Annotated in this window: 21 protein-coding genes; 15 read left to right on the top strand and 6 right to left on the bottom strand. The window is 70.3% G+C overall.

Translation table 11 applies throughout. The features are described from left to right. Positions 1-4: 4 nt before the first annotated feature. Both RWS82_RS10345 and RWS82_RS10340 read right to left on the bottom strand, forming a co-directional pair. The gene (locus RWS82_RS10345; RefSeq protein ID WP_314649748.1) at positions 5-211 is read right to left on the bottom strand and encodes a hypothetical protein; all 207 of its coding nucleotides are present in this window, start codon (positions 209-211) and stop codon (positions 5-7) included. Between the two features lie 73 nt (positions 212-284). Next, complete coding sequence (locus RWS82_RS10340) at positions 285-665, bottom strand: hypothetical protein (RefSeq protein WP_314649745.1); 381 nt, start codon at positions 663-665, stop codon at positions 285-287. A 75-nt stretch (positions 666-740) separates the two neighbouring features. On the opposite strand from RWS82_RS10340, the gene RWS82_RS10335 reads away from it, so the two are divergent. Next, a complete protein-coding gene (locus tag RWS82_RS10335) occupies positions 741-1,172 on the top strand; it encodes a DCC1-like thiol-disulfide oxidoreductase family protein (protein ID WP_314649742.1) in 432 nt (143 codons plus the stop codon). Between the two features lie 11 nt (positions 1,173-1,183). Here RWS82_RS10335 and RWS82_RS10330 read toward each other — a convergent pair whose 3' ends face one another. The 3 genes from RWS82_RS10330 to RWS82_RS10320 are packed head-to-tail and all read right to left on the bottom strand — an operon-like array spanning position 1,184 to position 2,663. Beyond that, a complete protein-coding gene (locus RWS82_RS10330; protein ID WP_314649739.1) occupies positions 1,184-1,507 on the bottom strand; it encodes a hypothetical protein in 324 nt (107 codons plus the stop codon). Continuing rightward, on the bottom strand, positions 1,504-2,094 hold the full coding sequence (locus RWS82_RS10325; RefSeq protein ID WP_314649737.1) for an Asp23/Gls24 family envelope stress response protein: 591 nt from the start codon (positions 2,092-2,094) through the stop codon (positions 1,504-1,506). The genes RWS82_RS10330 and RWS82_RS10325 overlap by 4 nt, the downstream gene beginning before the upstream one ends. Beyond that, on the bottom strand, positions 2,091-2,663 hold the full coding sequence (locus RWS82_RS10320; RefSeq protein WP_314649735.1) for an RNA polymerase sigma factor: 573 nt from the start codon (positions 2,661-2,663) through the stop codon (positions 2,091-2,093). The genes RWS82_RS10325 and RWS82_RS10320 overlap by 4 nt, the downstream gene beginning before the upstream one ends. Positions 2,664-2,803: 140 nt before the next feature. Here RWS82_RS10320 and RWS82_RS10315 point away from each other — a divergent pair, with 140 nt between their 5' ends. The 6 genes from RWS82_RS10315 to RWS82_RS10290 all read left to right on the top strand — a co-directional run bounded on the left by RWS82_RS10315 (position 2,804) and on the right by RWS82_RS10290 (position 5,361). Then, on the top strand, positions 2,804-3,313 hold the full coding sequence (locus tag RWS82_RS10315; protein ID WP_314649733.1) for an Asp23/Gls24 family envelope stress response protein: 510 nt from the start codon (positions 2,804-2,806) through the stop codon (positions 3,311-3,313). Further along, positions 3,310-3,498, top strand: coding sequence for a DUF2273 domain-containing protein (locus RWS82_RS10310; RefSeq protein ID WP_314649730.1), 189 nt, complete (start codon positions 3,310-3,312; stop codon positions 3,496-3,498). The genes RWS82_RS10315 and RWS82_RS10310 overlap by 4 nt, the downstream gene beginning before the upstream one ends. Then, positions 3,498-3,896: a hypothetical protein gene (locus tag RWS82_RS10305; RefSeq protein WP_314649727.1), complete on the top strand. Its 399-nt coding sequence runs from the start codon at positions 3,498-3,500 to the stop codon at positions 3,894-3,896. The genes RWS82_RS10310 and RWS82_RS10305 overlap by 1 nt, the downstream gene beginning before the upstream one ends. Next, the gene (locus RWS82_RS10300; RefSeq protein ID WP_314649724.1) at positions 3,893-4,474 is read left to right on the top strand and encodes a DNA/RNA endonuclease G; all 582 of its coding nucleotides are present in this window, start codon (positions 3,893-3,895) and stop codon (positions 4,472-4,474) included. Before RWS82_RS10305 ends, RWS82_RS10300 begins: the two co-directional genes overlap by 4 nt. Further along, on the top strand, positions 4,471-5,085 hold the full coding sequence (locus tag RWS82_RS10295; protein WP_314649723.1) for a hypothetical protein: 615 nt from the start codon (positions 4,471-4,473) through the stop codon (positions 5,083-5,085). Before RWS82_RS10300 ends, RWS82_RS10295 begins: the two co-directional genes overlap by 4 nt. Positions 5,086-5,187: 102 nt before the next feature. Further along, on the top strand, positions 5,188-5,361 hold the full coding sequence (locus RWS82_RS10290; RefSeq protein ID WP_314649720.1) for a CsbD family protein: 174 nt from the start codon (positions 5,188-5,190) through the stop codon (positions 5,359-5,361). Positions 5,362-5,433: 72 nt separating this feature from the next. Here the strand turns inward: RWS82_RS10290 and RWS82_RS10285 are convergent, their stop codons facing one another. Then, a complete protein-coding gene (locus tag RWS82_RS10285; protein ID WP_314649717.1) occupies positions 5,434-6,444 on the bottom strand; it encodes a LacI family DNA-binding transcriptional regulator in 1,011 nt (336 codons plus the stop codon). A 126-nt stretch (positions 6,445-6,570) separates the two neighbouring features. Between RWS82_RS10285 and RWS82_RS10280 the strand changes: the two genes are divergently transcribed. From RWS82_RS10280 to RWS82_RS10245, 8 genes are all read left to right on the top strand, one after another. Beyond that, positions 6,571-7,806, top strand: coding sequence for an amino acid ABC transporter substrate-binding protein (locus tag RWS82_RS10280; RefSeq protein ID WP_314649714.1), 1,236 nt, complete (start codon positions 6,571-6,573; stop codon positions 7,804-7,806). 7 nt (positions 7,807-7,813) lie between these two features. Next, positions 7,814-8,698 carry a branched-chain amino acid ABC transporter permease gene (locus RWS82_RS10275; RefSeq protein WP_314649711.1) on the top strand — a complete coding sequence of 295 codons (885 nt, stop codon included), beginning with the start codon at positions 7,814-7,816 and terminating at the stop codon, positions 8,696-8,698. Then, positions 8,682-9,869 (top strand): branched-chain amino acid ABC transporter permease, encoded by a 1,188-nt coding sequence (locus tag RWS82_RS10270; RefSeq protein WP_314649709.1) that lies wholly within the window; start codon positions 8,682-8,684, stop codon positions 9,867-9,869. The genes RWS82_RS10275 and RWS82_RS10270 overlap by 17 nt, the downstream gene beginning before the upstream one ends. After that, positions 9,866-10,630 carry an ABC transporter ATP-binding protein gene (locus RWS82_RS10265; RefSeq protein WP_314649707.1) on the top strand — a complete coding sequence of 255 codons (765 nt, stop codon included), beginning with the start codon at positions 9,866-9,868 and terminating at the stop codon, positions 10,628-10,630. The genes RWS82_RS10270 and RWS82_RS10265 overlap by 4 nt, the downstream gene beginning before the upstream one ends. Beyond that, entirely contained in the window at positions 10,620-11,375 is a 756-nt protein-coding gene (locus tag RWS82_RS10260; RefSeq protein ID WP_314649705.1) for an ABC transporter ATP-binding protein, read from the top strand. Before RWS82_RS10265 ends, RWS82_RS10260 begins: the two co-directional genes overlap by 11 nt. Positions 11,376-11,466: 91 nt before the next feature. After that, positions 11,467-12,663, top strand: a complete 1,197-nt coding sequence (locus RWS82_RS10255) for a Gfo/Idh/MocA family oxidoreductase (protein ID WP_314649702.1) — start codon at positions 11,467-11,469, stop codon at positions 12,661-12,663. A 4-nt stretch (positions 12,664-12,667) separates the two neighbouring features. Beyond that, entirely contained in the window at positions 12,668-13,870 is a 1,203-nt protein-coding gene (locus tag RWS82_RS10250) for a dihydrodipicolinate synthase family protein (RefSeq protein WP_314649700.1), read from the top strand. Next, positions 13,867-14,751 carry a sugar phosphate isomerase/epimerase family protein gene (locus RWS82_RS10245; protein WP_314649695.1) on the top strand — a complete coding sequence of 295 codons (885 nt, stop codon included), beginning with the start codon at positions 13,867-13,869 and terminating at the stop codon, positions 14,749-14,751. The genes RWS82_RS10250 and RWS82_RS10245 overlap by 4 nt, the downstream gene beginning before the upstream one ends. Positions 14,752-14,760 lie beyond the last annotated feature (9 nt).

Here is a 14,760-nt window from a genome sequence, read left to right as displayed (position 1 = left end):
TCGCTTAGCGCGACGTCGGCGGCAGCTTGTCGACGCCGTGGCGGTTCGGTTTGTCGGGCTCGGCCGCCGTCTCGGGCGAGGCGGCCGAGTGTCCGGCCGGCGCCTCGGAGGTCGGATAGCTCGGCTCTTCGACCTCCACCGCCTTGTCGCGCTCGTCCTGCGGGGGCAGGTGGTCGAGGGGTTGCTTGATGTCATCCGGGTGGTGGCTCATGACCCCAGGCTCCGTCGCCTCCCGCCGACGCTTCCAGGGGGTTGCACGATTCCCGCCCCTGTGGTGCGTCCGCTCAGCCCGGCCCGGCGACGTCGTCGATGAGCGCGAGGCGTTCGAGCAGGAGGTCGCCGGCGCCGGAGACCGCGGCGAGGGCCCAGGTGGTCACGAACACGAGCACCAGTGCGAAGAAGATGACGCCCGGGATGCTGCGACGCCGGGCGAGGGTGACGACGAGGGCGGCGACGGCGCCGAGCACGGCCGCGGTCATGCCGGCGACCGTGGCGAACGCCATCCGCAGGGCCGATTCCTCGGTGAGCGGGCCGTAGCTGTTGAGCGCGGCGGTGAGTGCGACGGGCACGACGACGACGGATGCCAGCAGGATGAGTCGCCGCCGCAGGTACCAGGGCTCGCCGGTTCGGGCGGGCGCGGGGGCATCGATGACGGCGGCATCCATCTCGCCACCCTAGTGGGGGTGCCCGGGGCTGTCGACGCCCGAGGGATCGCAGCGAGTGCGGCGTAGGGTCGGGGGATGAGCGACGCAGCGGCACCGGCATCCGCATCCATCGCGGCCGGCCGGCCGCTGCTCGTCTTCGACGGGGACTGCGGATTCTGCACGACCTCGGTGCAGTGGCTGCAGCAGCGGCTGCGCCGGTTCCCGCCCGCCGAGCCCTGGCAATGGCTCGACCTCGACGAGGTGGAACTCAGCCGCGATGACGTGACCCATTACGCCTGGCTGCTGGCCGGCGGGCGCCGGTGGCGGGGACACGCGGCAGTCGCGGGTCTGCTGCAGATGCAGGACCGCTGGGTGCTGCGCTTCGCGGGTCGGATGCTCGTCACGCCCCCGTTCTCGTGGGTGGCAGCCGTCGGGTACCGGTTGATCGCTCGGTTCCGCCATCGCCTTCCCGGCGGCACGCCCGCCTGCGCGATGCCGCGCCGACCCGCGGACCCGCTGGTCCGCTGACCGGACCCCGTTCAGCGGATGCGGGCGACCTGGAGGACGATCTCCGCACTCTCGGGCGTCTGCGCGAGCAGCGCGTCGGCGACGCGACGCGCGGTCTCGACCGAGCTGTCCTCCGCCGAGGTCGAGATGCGTGTCGACACCGTGACGGCGCCCTCGGCATCCGTGCTGATCAGCAGGTCGGCGACCGGACCGTCGTCGGCCGTGGCGGTGGCCGCGGCGAGCACCTGGGGGATCTGGGCGAGGGTGGGGCGCGGTGCGAACACGCTCGTCACGCCGGGCACGGTGCGCACGCGCGCCGCGAGTTCGGCGGGATCGTGGGGTGCGGGTGCGCTCATGGGGTGTCCTTGGTGTCGGTGAAGATGTCTTCGACGGTGATGTCGACGGCCGTGACGGCCAGTTCGGTGTGCGCGGCGAGCACGGCGTACGCCGTGGCGCGCAGCTCTTCGGTGAGGTGCTGGATGCTCGTGCCGAAGCGCACCGACGCGGTGAGGTGGATCTGCACCGGGGCGCCCGGCGTCTCGGCGTCGCCGACGATCTCGGTGCGGCTCACGAACACGCCGTCGATGGCGTCTCCGCTGTCACGCAGCAGCGCCCGCACCGCACCCTCGGTCACGGTGATGCGCACACGAGGATCCGGGTGGCTGATCGGAAAGCTGCGACCGGCGCGGAGCTCTTCGTGGATGGTCGTGAAGATGCGCTCGAACCACGACTCCGGCGGCGGGGCGAGGTGCGCGGCGTCGTCTTCGATCAGGTCGCGCGACAGCCGCCCGACGCGTTCCAGCGCTTCGAGCGCGTTGAGGCATTCGGGGCACGTCTCGATGTGCGGGTCGGCGGGGACGCGCCCGGCGTCGAGGTAGTCGGCCAGCTCCTCGATCGTGCGGCCGCAGTCGAGGGCGGTCGTCGGGTCGTCGTGATCGCTCATCGCCACCCTCCCATCTGCACGGTGATGCTCGTGCGGGCGCGGGAGAGGAGGCCCCGGACCGTACTGGGTGACGTTTCCATTTCCTCTGCAATCTCGGCGTAGCTGAGTTCTGCGACCTGGCGCAGCAGCCAGCACCGTCGCTGATCCTCGGGAAGCGTCTCGAGCGCTCGGGAGAGCGCGGCGAGCTGTGCGTTGCGGATGGCCGCCTGCTCGGGCTGATCGACTCCGGTGTACGGGCGATCGTACCCCGTGAGCGACTGGTCGGCCGGGCGGCGTCGGAGGAGGGCGAACGCCTCGCGGCTGGCGATCTGCATGAGCCACGACTTCACCGCGGCGGCATCCCGGAGCGTGTCGAGCTGGCGCCAGGCGTTCAGCAGCGCGTTCTGCACGACGTCATCCGCTTCGCTCAGCGACCCCACCACGCGCGAGACGTAGGCGCGCATCGATCCGCTGTGCCGGCGCACGATCTCGCGGAACGCATCGGAATCCCCGTCCTGCGCCCGACCCACGAGTGCGGCGTCGGAGAGAGGGGAATAGTCCACCCGCGGACGGTCGTCTGCGCGGTCCATGATCCCTCCCCTCGGAACTCGTCAGAACTTTTTCGTGACGAATCAGACGCCCCACGCGTCTTACTTGTGAGCGAACCTACCGCTCCCGGAAAGGGCCACCGAGGCCTTGAATCCGGTCACCGAGTGAGATAGAGGACATCATGGCTGCACAGGACCAGAAGACCGTCGTCGACGAGAAGACCCCCGCCGTCGTGCCCACCCCCGGCACCCCGGCGTCGCGCGTCGACCGCTCCCCCTCGGTGTCGACCGCACGTGTTCCGGCCGACGCCGACGCCGCGGGCAAGACCACGATCGCCGACGGCGTCGTCGCCAAGGTCGCCGGCATCGCGGCCCGTGAGGTTGCCGGTGTGTACGCGCTCGGCGGCGGCGGAGCGCGCGCCTTCGGTGCGATCCGCGACGTCATCAACGCCACCGACCTCGCGCAGGGCGTCAAGGTCGAGGTCGGCGAGACCCAGGCCGCGGCCGACATCACGATCGTCGTCGAGTACCCCGCCCCCATCCAGGACGTGGCGAGCAACGTGCGCGCGGCCGTGGCCGGCGCGATCAGCCGCCTGGTCGGCCTCGAGGTCGTCGAGGTCAACGTCGAGGTCAACGACGTGCACGTGCCCGGCGACGACAACGACGACAACGAGGAGTCGCGAGTCGCATGAGTGCCACCGCCACCGGCGCCGTCGTCGGCGCCCTTCTCGCCCTCGCGGCGCTGATGTTCGGGTTCTGGGGATTCCTCCTCGCGGCCCTGTTCGCCGGCATCGGGGCGCTGATCGGCCGGATCCTGTCCGGCAAGCTCGACGTCCGCGGCCTCGCCGACGTCGTCAGCGGGCGGCGCACCTCCTGATGACCGCCGTCGACCAGAACCTCGCCAGCGGTGGCGTCCCCGTGCGGGGCGCCACCGGGGCGGAGCCCGTCCGTGGCCGCACCGACGTTCGTGAACGCGTCTACCGCACGGTCACCGAGCAGGCGTCAGCGACCCTGATCGGTGTTCCGCGCGGCGACGTGAAGGTCGACGTCGCGGAGCGTGTCGGCGGAATCGCCGTCCGCGTCTCCGCCCCCCTTCCTGTTCCCGCTCTCGACGACACCGCGGCGATCGCCGCCGCCCTGCCCGTGATCGAGCAGGGCCGCCGCCTGCAGGACCGGCTGCGCGAGGACCTCGCACGGCTGTTCGGCCGGGACGTCGTCCGCATCGACCTCGTCGTCACCGGCGCCCGCGTCCCCGAAAGGAGAAGAGTCCGATGAGCAGTCCCGCCCTCCGCCGCGTCGTGCGGCGCGAGACCCATTCGCCGCGGACCACGGCGATGTTCGTCGCCGTCATCCTGGTGATCGCGGCTCTCGTCTTCGTCGGCATCGAGCTCGTGCTGAGCCTGGCCGCGCAGCCCGCACTGCTCTTCGCGCCCTCGGCCGTCGCGGGCTGGCTGGTCGGGCTGCCGACGCAGCCCGTCGGGCTGATCGTCGCCGGCAGCGCGGTGCTCGCCGTGCTCGGCGTGATCTTCGTCTGGCTGGCGATCACCCCCGGCCGGCTCTCGAAGCGCGTGCTCGACGCGGGCGACCGTGCGGTCGTCGTCGACAACGGCGTGATCGCCAGCGCCCTCGCGCAGCACGTGTCCGACGAGACCGGAATCGCCCGCGACCGTGTGGTGGTCGGCGTCGGCCACCGCAGCGTCGATGTGACGGTGCGCCCCGGCGCGGGCATCCCGCTCGACGAGGCGGATGTGCGCCGACTGACGGATGCCGCCATCGACCGCTATCGCCTGATCGGCGCCACCCGCACCCGGGTGCGGATCGAACGCCCTGCTCCGGAGGAGGCCGACCTGTGAACCGTACGAATCGCGCGCTGAACCGCGCTCTGCTGCTCGTGATCGGGCTGATCCTGCTCGGCATGGGAGCCGCGGGGATCGCGATCATGAGCTGGCGCCCCGCGGCGGACATCTGGGAGTCCGCCAGCACGGGTGCCCGGTCATGGCTGGACCAGGCCAACGCGGCCACCGCCATCGCCGGCGGCACGGTGACGGGTGTGGGGCTCGTCGCCGTTGCCGCGATCGTCATCGTGATCGTGCTGCTGGTGCTGGCCCTGACGAGTGTGATCGGCCGCCGGTCGAAGACCGTGTTCCGCTCGTCGGGGGCGCAGAACGAGATCGGTCGCATCACCGTCGACGAGGCGTTCGTGTCGGATGCCATCAAGAACTCGCTCGCCGGGCGCGATGAGGTGCTCTCGACCCATGTGACCGCCGACGACGTCAAGAAGCAGCCGGTGCTGCACGTGTCGGTCACCCCGCGGCAGAACACCGATCCCCGCGCGCTGGTCGATCACGTCGACATGCTGCTCGCGAACCTGGCGACCCTGACCGGTCGCGACACCGCCGCCTACGTCTCGGTGCACTCGGGGCTGCGCGCACGGCTGGCCCGCGACACCCGGCGGCTCTCATGACGGCGCCCCGGCGCCCGAGCCGCGCTTCGAACTCCTCGCCGTCCGGCGAAGGGACGACGGAAGCCCTTCCGTCGTTGCACCCCTCACGAAAGGAGAGCCCTCATGGGACTCGATGACAAGATCAAGAACGCTGCCGAGGACATCGCCGGCAAGGCGAAGGAGGCCGTCGGCAAGGTGACCGGCAATGAGCGCCTCGAGGCCGAGGGCAAGGCCGACCAGGCCACGTCCGACGTGAAGAAGGCCGGCGAGAACGTGAAGGACGCGTTCAAGAACTGATCGCGTCGAGAGGGGCGGATGCCGGGCATCCGCCCCTCTCGCATGCCCGCTCGGCCCGTGCGGCCGGGGATGTCAGCGGGGGCGGGCGGTGGAGCCGCGCACGATCAGCTCGTGGGCGGTCGTGATGGTACGGGGCTCGTCGCTCGCGGGGCGCAGGATCAGCGAGACGGCGTGCTGCCCCATCTCGAACATGGGGATGCGGGCGGTCGTGAGGGCGGGGGCGACGTCAGCGGCGACGGCGATGTCGTCGAAGCCCACGACCGACATGTCGTCGGGCACGCGGATGCCGTGCTGGCGCAGCTCGCTGAGGATGCCGATGGCCATGGCGTCGTTGAGGCCCACGATCGCGGTCACCTCGCGGTCGAGCAGTTCGCGCACCCCGGCGATGCCCCCTTCGCGGGTGAACGCCTTCGACACGACGACGAGTTCGATGCCGTCGGACTCGGTGGCCTCGCGCAGCCCGGCGATGCGGTCGGAGACGGTGTTGAGTTCGAGCGGCCCGGCGACCACGCCGATGCGGCGGTGGCCGAGGTCGGCGAGGTGGCGGCCGACGGATGCTCCGGCACGGCGGTTGTCCGGCAGCACGGCGTCGATCGGCAGGTGGTGGCGCCCGATCACCGCGGCGCGACCGCCGGCGAGCGTGAAGTCGGCGAGCGCCTGCGTCATGCGCTCCTCGTGGTGCGGATCGCTGTAGCCCGACCCGGCGATGATGATCGAGCCGACGCGTTGGCGCAGCAGCGCCTGCACCTGCGCGAGCTCGCTCTCGGGCGTGCGGTCGGCCTGCGCGATCTGCACCGAGCGGTTCTCGGCGGTGGCGCTGCGGATCACTCCGCTGGCGATCTCGGAGAAGTAGGGGTCTCCGATCTCGTGCACGAGCAGGCCGATGGTGGGGACGAGCCCTCCGGCGAGACCGCGGGCGTGCAGGTTGGGCTCGTAACCGAGCTTCTGCGCGACCTGCCGCACGTGCGCCGCGACCTCGGGGGAGATGCCCGAGCCGCCCGACATCGCGCGCGACGCGCTCGCCAATGAGACGCCCGCGGCTTCGGCCACGTCGATGAGTCGTGGCGTGCCTGTACGCTTCACGAAAACCTCCCCTATGAGCAAAATCGACGCTGATCGCGCTGTGGGTTGCTCTCGTTCTGACCTCCTACTATAGTGGCGGAAGCGCTTACGAAAGCGCTTTCGCTACGATGACGTAGGAGACCCGCAATGACTGCACCCCGACACCGTCGACGGACGGCCGCAGCGATCGCATCGCTCGGCATCGCCGCTCTCACGGTCTCCGCCTGCTCCGGCGGCGGAGACTCCGGGGAAGGGGGTGGATCGGACGACCCCATCGTCATCGGCATCTCGCTGCCGCTCACCGGCGACTTCTCGGAGCCGGGCAAGGGCGTCGAGCGCGGCTACGAGGCCTGGCGCGACATCGTCAACGAGAACGGCGGTCTGCTCGGCCGCCCGGTCGAACTGAAGATTCTCGACGACCAGTCCAACGCCGACCGCGTGGTCTCCGACTACGAGTCGCTCATCGCGCAGGACGGGGTCGATCTCGTCTTCGGTCCGTTCTCCACCCGCCTCGTCGTGCCGTCGGCCCGCGTCGCCCAGGAGTACGGCATGCTCTTCGTCGAGCCGGCGGGGGCCGCGGCCGAGGTCTTCGAGCAGGGCTTCGACAACCTCTTCTACGCCGCACCCGCGATCGCGAACGACCACTACAACAACCTCGCCGAGTACCTGCTCGCGCTGCCAGACGACCAGCGTCCCGAGACGGCCGCCGTGGCCGCGATGGACGACCCGTTCGCGCAGGGCACCGCCTACGGCCTGCGGGACAAGCTGGAGGAGGCCGGCGTCGAGATCCTCGTCGACGAGGTCTACCCGCCCAACACCACCGACTTCTCGACCATCGCCGCGAAGATCGCGCAGGCCGACGCCGACATCGTGATCGGCGGCACGCAGTACCAGGACGCGGTGAACCTGATCATCGCCCTGCAGCAGCTCGACTACCAGCCCGAGCTCGCCGCCTTCTCGACCGCCCCGACCAACCCCGAGTTCGCCTCGGCGATCGGCGGCTCCACCGAGGGCATCCTCGCCCCGACGGGGTACTCGCCGATGTCGACGTTCGAGAGCAACGTCGAGTTCGTCGAGAAGTACACCGAGATGCACGGCAACCCGCCCGCCGAGGACGAGGCCAACGCCTACACGACCGGCCAGGTCGTCGCCGCGGCCGTCGAGGCGGTCGGATGCGCCGAGCAGGGCGAGTGCCAGCAGCAGCTCATCGACTGGCTGCGCGAGAACACCGTCGACACGGTCGTGGGTCCGCTCAGCTGGGACGACAAGGGCAAGCCGACCGGTGCGCACCTCATCCAGCAGTGGGTGAACGGGCAGATCCAGATCGTCCTCCCCGAGGACGTCAAGGAGACCGACTTCCTCTACCCGAAGCCGGCCTGGTGATCCGCGCGTGAGTGGTTCACTGCTGCTGCAAAGCCTCGTCCTCGGTGTGCTGCTGGGAGGGCTCTACGCCCTCCTGGCCGCCGGGCTCACCCTGTACTTCGGGATCATGCGGGTGGTGATGATCGCGCACTCCGCGTTCCTCATCCTCGCCGCCTACCTCGCGTGGTGGTTCAACAAGGAGACCGGGCTCGACCCGCTGCTCTCGCTCGTCGTCACCGTGCCGCTGTTCTTCGTCACCGGCGTCGTGATGCAGCGACTGCTCGTCTCGCGCCTCAAGCCCCTGACGCTCACGATGATGTCGGTGCTGCTCACCTTCGCAGTGGCCCTCATCATCGAGGGGGCGCTGGGCTTCGTCTTCAGCGGCACGCAGCGGCGCATCCCGCTGCCGTACGCGAGTGAGAGCTTCAGCTTCTTCGGGGCGCAGGTGCCGCTGGTGAAGCTGATCGCCTTCGGCCTCGCGGGCGTCTCGCTGGCCCTGCTGTTCGTGCTGCTGAAGTACACCCGGTTCGGACGGGCGCTGCGCGCCACGATCCAGCATCCGGAGGCCGCCCGGCTGGTCGGCATCAACACCGACCGCGTGGCCGGGTACGGCTTCGGCCTCGGGCTCGCGACCGCCGCGATCGGCGGCACGGCCCTCTCGCTCGACGCGACGATCTACCCGTCGCTGCACTGGCACTGGATCGGCCCGCTCATGGCGATCATCGTCGTCGGCGGTCTGGGCAGCATCCCCGGCGCGGCCATCGCGGCCCTGCTGCTCGGCATCGCGCAGAGCCTGCTGCAGCTGCCGCTCGGGCCGACCTGGGCGCAGACCGTGTTCTACGTCGCCCTGTTCGCCACCCTCATGTTCCGTCCGCAAGGTTTCTTCGGAGGTCGTCTTGCCCAGCGTTTCTAGCAGAGAGCCGATCGCCACCGAGACGGTCGTCATCGCTCCTCCCGCCCCGCGGCGGAGAGCATCCGCGAAGTGGGTGAGCCTCGTGCTCATCGTCGTCGGCGCGGCGCTCATCCTGTCGTTCCCCGCGATCGCCCCGAACCCGTACATCCTGTCGGCGGGCGTCGTCATCCTCAACTACGCCGTGCTGTCGACGGGGTGGAACTTCATGGGCGGGTTCACCGGGTACATCTCGCTCGGTCACGCCGCGTACTTCGGGCTCGGCGCCTACGGCACGGGCCTGCTCATCAAGTACCTCGCCCTGCCCGGCTTCCTCGCCTGGGTCGTCGCGTCGCTGCTCGTCGCGGTCATCGCGATCCCGATCGGCATCGCCGCCCTCCGGGTGCGCGGGGCGTCGTTCGTGATCGTGTCGATCGCCTTCGTGCTGATCATGCTGTTGGTGTTCCAGAGCTGGCGCGATGTCACGGGCGGCTCGGAGGGGCTCAACGTGCCCCGCCCGTTCCCCGACATGCTGCGCCCCGAGCACCACCGCGTGTTCTTCTTCCTGTTCGCCGGTCTGCTCGCCGTCGCCCTCGTGGCGTGGTGGATCATCGACCGGTCCAAGTTCGGCACGGCGCTCAAGTCGATCCGTGAGGACGAGGACAAGGCGCAGGCGCTCGGCGTCCCCACCACCCGCTACAAGCTCATCGCCTACGTGCTGTCGGCGCTGTTCGTGTCGCTCGGCGGCGGGCTCTACGCGCTGTGGTTCGGCGACCTCGACCCGATCTTCCAGTTCTCGATCCTCATCGGCTCGTACATGGTGCTCATGGCGCTGCTCGGCGGGGTGCGCAACCTCTTCGGCCCGCTGCTCGGCGCCGTGGTGGTCGGCGTGGCGCTGGAGTACTTCAAGCTCGAGTTCGGCGACACGCAGTTCCATCTCATCGCCACCGGCATCCTGCTCGGCATCGTCGTGCTGTTCATGCCCGACGGCGTCATCCCCGCGGTGAAGAACCTCTTCCACCGAAAGTCCGACCAGGCCTCCATCCGCGAGGTCACCGCCGAGGAGCTGCTCGAGCAGAACACCGCCCGCGCGGCGGCGGCGGAGCGATCGGCGGACGCCGCGGCACCCGCCCCCGAACCGGCATCCGCATCCGCGTCCCGATCGGGCGCTTCGAGAGAGGACGGTGCGTCGTGAACGCTCCCACCCTGCAGGCGGCGACGTCGACCGACGGCCTCCGCACGATCGAGATGACCAAGGCCTTCGGTGGCGTCACCGCGGTGGATGCCGCATCGGTGACGTTCCTCGACGGCAAGGTCAACGGGCTGATCGGACCGAACGGCTCGGGCAAGACCACCTTCTTCAACTGCGTGACCGGCATGATCAAGCCGGACTCGGGGGAGGTGCGGTACCGGGGGCAGGCGATCACCCGCAAGTCGCCCGACCGCATCGCCCGCACGGGCATCGGCCGCAGCTTCCAGCTGTGCCGGGTCTTCCCGCGCATGACCGTGATGGAGAACATGCTCGTCGCGGTGCGCAGCACCAGCATCCGCCAGCAGCTGCGCTCGGCACACGACCCCGACGAACTCGAACGGGCCCGCAGCTGGCTGCGCCGCGTCGGCATCGACCACCTCGAGCACGCCGAGGCGCGCAACCTCAGCTACGGGCAGCAGAAGCTGCTCGAACTGGCCGGCGTGCTCATGGGCGAACCCGACACGATCATGCTCGACGAGCCGGCGGGCGGGGTGAACCCGGCCCTCATCGGCCGCATCTCGACGCTGGTGCGCGAGCTGAACGACGAGGGGAAGACCTTCATCATCGTCGAGCACAACATGGAGATGGTCATGAGCCTGTGCGACCACGTCATCGTGTTCGACCGGGGGCGTCCGATCGCCGAGGGCACCCCCGAGATCATCCAGCAAGACCCGCGAGTCCTGGAGGCCTACCTTGGAGTCTGAAGCGAAGAACCTGCTCGAGCTCGACGACATCAAAGCCGGCTACGGCCGGGCCGCGCTCGTGCTGCGCGGGCTCACCGTGCATGTGCCGCCGTCGTCGGTGGTGTGCCTCGTCGGTCCGAACGGCGCCGGCAAGTCGACCGTGCTCAAGGTCGCCAGCGGCATGCTGAAGCCCCGGTCGGGGAGCATCCGCATCGACGGCAAGGGCGTCGCCGGCGACGGCCCGCAGAAGATGCTGCACAACGGCCTCTCGCATGTCGTGCAGGGGCACAGCGTGTTCCGCGAGATGACGGTGGGCGAGAACGTGATGCTCGGCGCCTTCACCATCAAGGACCAGAAGGTCGTGCAGGAGCGGATCGAGTTCGTGCAGAACCTGTTCCCCATCGTGGGAGAGCGGTGGAAGCAGCTCGCCGGGCTCCTCTCGGGCGGACAGCAGAAGCAGGTCGAGTTCGCGCGGTCGCTCATGGTGAGCCCGAAGGTCGTGCTGCTCGACGAGCCGTCGATGGGACTCGACCCGAAGACGACCGAGAAGGTCTTCGAGCAGGTCGTGCGCATGCGGGATGCCGGGACGGCGGTGCTGCTCGTCGAGCAGAACGCCCGACGCGCCCTCGAGACCGCCGACATCGGCTGCGTGCTCGACCTCGGCCGCGTGCACATCTCGGGCCCGGCATCCGAACTCCTCGCCGACCCGACGCTCGCCGCCCTGTATCTCGGAGGCAAGCCGGCCGCCGCCGGCGCGGGCGCCTGACCTGACCCCGGCGCCCCGTCGGCGCCCCCTCACGGCATCCCGCGGGGATGCCGTTGCGAAGAATGCTCACACGACGAAGAACGGAACGAAGATGTCCCTGACCACCACCGCCTCGACGACCGAGACCCCGGCTCGCGCGACCCGCGAGATCGGCATCATCATGAACGGCGTCTCCGGGCGCATGGGCTACCGGCAGCACCTCGTGCGCTCGATCCTCGCGATCCGCGACGAGGGCGGCATCGAATTGAGCGACGGCACGAAGGTCACCGTTCGTCCCCTGCTCGTGGGGCGTAACGAGACCAAGCTCGCCGAGCTGGCCGACCGCCACGGCATCGAGGACTGGACGACCGACCTCGACGCCGCGCTCGCCGACCCGCGCTGGGAGATCTACGCCGACTTCCTGGTGACCAAGGCCCGCGCGTCGGCGCTGCGCAAGGCGATCGCCGCGGGCAAGACGATCTACACCGAGAAGCCCACCGCCGAATCGCTCGCGGAGTCCGTCGAGCTCGCGAACCTCGCCCGCGAGGCCGGGGTCAAGACCGGCGTCGTGCACGACAAGCTTTACTTGCCGGGTCTGCAGAAGCTCAAGCGGCTCATCGACTCGGGCTTCTTCGGGCGCATCCTGTCGGTGCGGGGCGAGTTCGGGTACTGGGTGTTCGAGGGCGACTGGCAGCCCGCGCAGCGCCCGAGCTGGAACTACCGCGCCGAGGACGGCGGCGGCATCATCGTCGACATGTTCCCGCACTGGAACTACGTGCTCGAGAACCTCTTCGGCCGCGTCGAGAGCGTCTACACGCAGGCCGCCGTGCACATCCCCGACCGCTGGGACGAGAACGGCGAGCGGTACACCGCGACCGCTGAAGACGCCGCGTACGGCATCTTCGAACTGGAGGGCGGGGCGATCGCGCAGATCAACTCGTCGTGGGCGGTGCGCGTGCACCGCGACGAGCTGGTCGAGTTCCACGTCGACGGCACCCTCGGGTCGGCGGTGGTCGGACTGTTCGGCGCGAAGATCCAGCACCGCAACGCCACGCCGAAGCCGGTGTGGAATCCTGACCTCGCCGACGACCACGACTACGCGGCCGACTGGGCCGGCGTGCCCACGAACGAGGTGTTCCAGAACGGGTTCCGGCAGCAGTGGGAGGAGTTCCTCGAGTCGTACGTGCTCGGCACCGACTACGAGTTCGACCTGATGGCGGGCGCGCGGGGCGTGCAGCTCGCCGAAGCGGGCCTCGAGTCGTGGCGCGAAGGACGCAAGATCGTGCTCAGCCCCCTCGCCGCGGAGTGACCGCATGAGCACGCTGACCCTCCTCTCCGCCGATGGCGCGACGTCGACCGTCGACCTCGCCGACACCCCCGGCCACGCCCCGCCCTCGGGCCCGTTGCGGAGCCGGGTGGCCTACGCCGCCGCCCACGTCGTGCCCCGCACCGCGGGCGACAACACCCCGGGGCGGCCGGCCGACGTCGACTGGGATGCGACGCTCGCGTTCCGCCGGCACGCGTACACGTGGGGTCTCGGCGTCGCCGACGCCATGGACACGGCCCAGCGCAACATGGGGCTGGACGCCGCGGCCACCCGCGAGCTGATCTCGCGATCGGCAGAGGTGGCGCGCGAGGAGGGCGGTGCGCTCGTCGTGGGGGTGAACACCGACCACGTCGACGACGAGGTCATCTCGGTGGAAGCCGTTATCGACGCCTACAGGACGCAGCTGCACTTCACCGAGGAGCAGGGCGCGGGGCCGGTGCTGATGGCCTCGCGTCACCTCGCGCGTGCGGCCGGATCGGCCGACGACTACCGGCGCGTGTACCGCGAGGTGCTGTCGTCGGCGACGACCCCCGTGGTGCTGCACTGGCTCGGCACCGCCTTCGACCCGGTGCTCGAGGGGTATTTCGGTTCGTCGGACTGGCGCTCCGCCGCCGATGTGCTGATCGAGATCATCGCCGAGAACCCCGACAAGGTGTCGGGCGTGAAGATGAGCCTGCTCGACGCGGCATCCGAGGTCGCCGTCCGCGACCGCCTGCCCGACGGGGTGCGCATGTTCACCGGCGACGACTTCAACTACGTCGGCCTGATCGGCGGGGCGGACGTGCCCGAGGCGACGCAACCGGTGAGCGAGGCGGCATCGCCGCGGCGGCACTCGGATGCGCTGCTCGGGGCGTTCGCGGCGCTCACCACCTCGGCATCCGCCGCCATCCAGGCGCTCGACGACGGCGACCCCGACCGCTACCTCGCGATCCTCGGACCGACCGAGGAGCTGAGCCGCCAGATATTCGCCGCCCCCACGTTCTACTACAAGACCGGCGTGGCGTTCGTGTCGTGGCTCAACGGCCATCAACCCGCCTTCCAGATGGTGGGCGGTCTGCACTCGGCGCGCAGCCTGCCGCACCTGTCGCGCATCGTCGAGCTGGCGAACGACGCGCGGGCCCTCGAAAAGCCCGAGCTCGCGGCCGAACGCTGGCACGCGATGCTGCGCCTGAACGGAGTCGACGCATGACCGCCCCGCACCCCCGCCTGTCGATCAACCAGGCGACCATCAAGCACGCCGACCTGCGCACCGCGCTCGACGTGACCCGCGCGGCGGGCATCGAGGCCATCGGCCTCTGGCGCGAACCCGTGAACGCGGTCGGTCTCGAAACCGCCACCGCGATGCTCGCCGATTCGGGCCTGCGCTTCACGACCCATTGCCGCGGCGGGTTCTTCACCGTGCCGGAGGGCGCGGAGCGGCGCGCATCGATCGACGACAACCGGAGGGCCATCGACGAGACCGCCGCCCTCGCCGCCGCCGGCGCGGAGGGCTCGACCGCCGTGCTCGTGCTCGTCGCCGGGGGACTGCCGGAGGGGTCGCGCGACATCGCCGGCGCGCGTTCGCGGGTGCGCGACGCGCTCGGCGAGCTCGCCCCGCACGCCGAGGCCGCCGGGGTCACGCTCGCGATCGAGCCCCTGCATCCGATGTACGCGACCGACCGCTGCGTGGTGTCGACGCTCGGGCTGGCACTCGACCTCGCCGCCGACTTCGCCCCGCACGTCGTCGGCGCCGCGGTCGACACGTTCCACATCTTCTGGGACCCCGACGTGCTCGCCCAGATCGCGCGGGCCGGACGCGAGGGGCGCATCTCGACCTATCAGGTGTGCGACTGGAAGACCCCGCTGCCGGCCGACGTGCTGCTCAGCCGCCACTATCCGGGCGAGGGGGTCATCGACCTGTGCACGCTCACCGAGGCCGTCATGGCGACCGGGTACGACCGCGACATCGAGGTCGAGATCTTCCACGCCGACATCTGGGCCGACGACCCCGCCGCCGTCGTGCGGCGCACGGCCGAGACCTTCGGGGCGAGCGTCGCGCCGTTCCTCGCGCCCGTGGGCACGCCCGTATGACGCGGCCAT

This window comes from uncultured Microbacterium sp. (assembly GCF_963528945.1).
In the GTDB taxonomy this organism is placed as follows: Bacteria; Actinomycetota; Actinomycetes; order Actinomycetales; family Microbacteriaceae; genus Microbacterium.
Note: the sequence above shows the minus strand (reverse complement) of the source record. Positions and strands in the feature narration are given on the sequence as shown.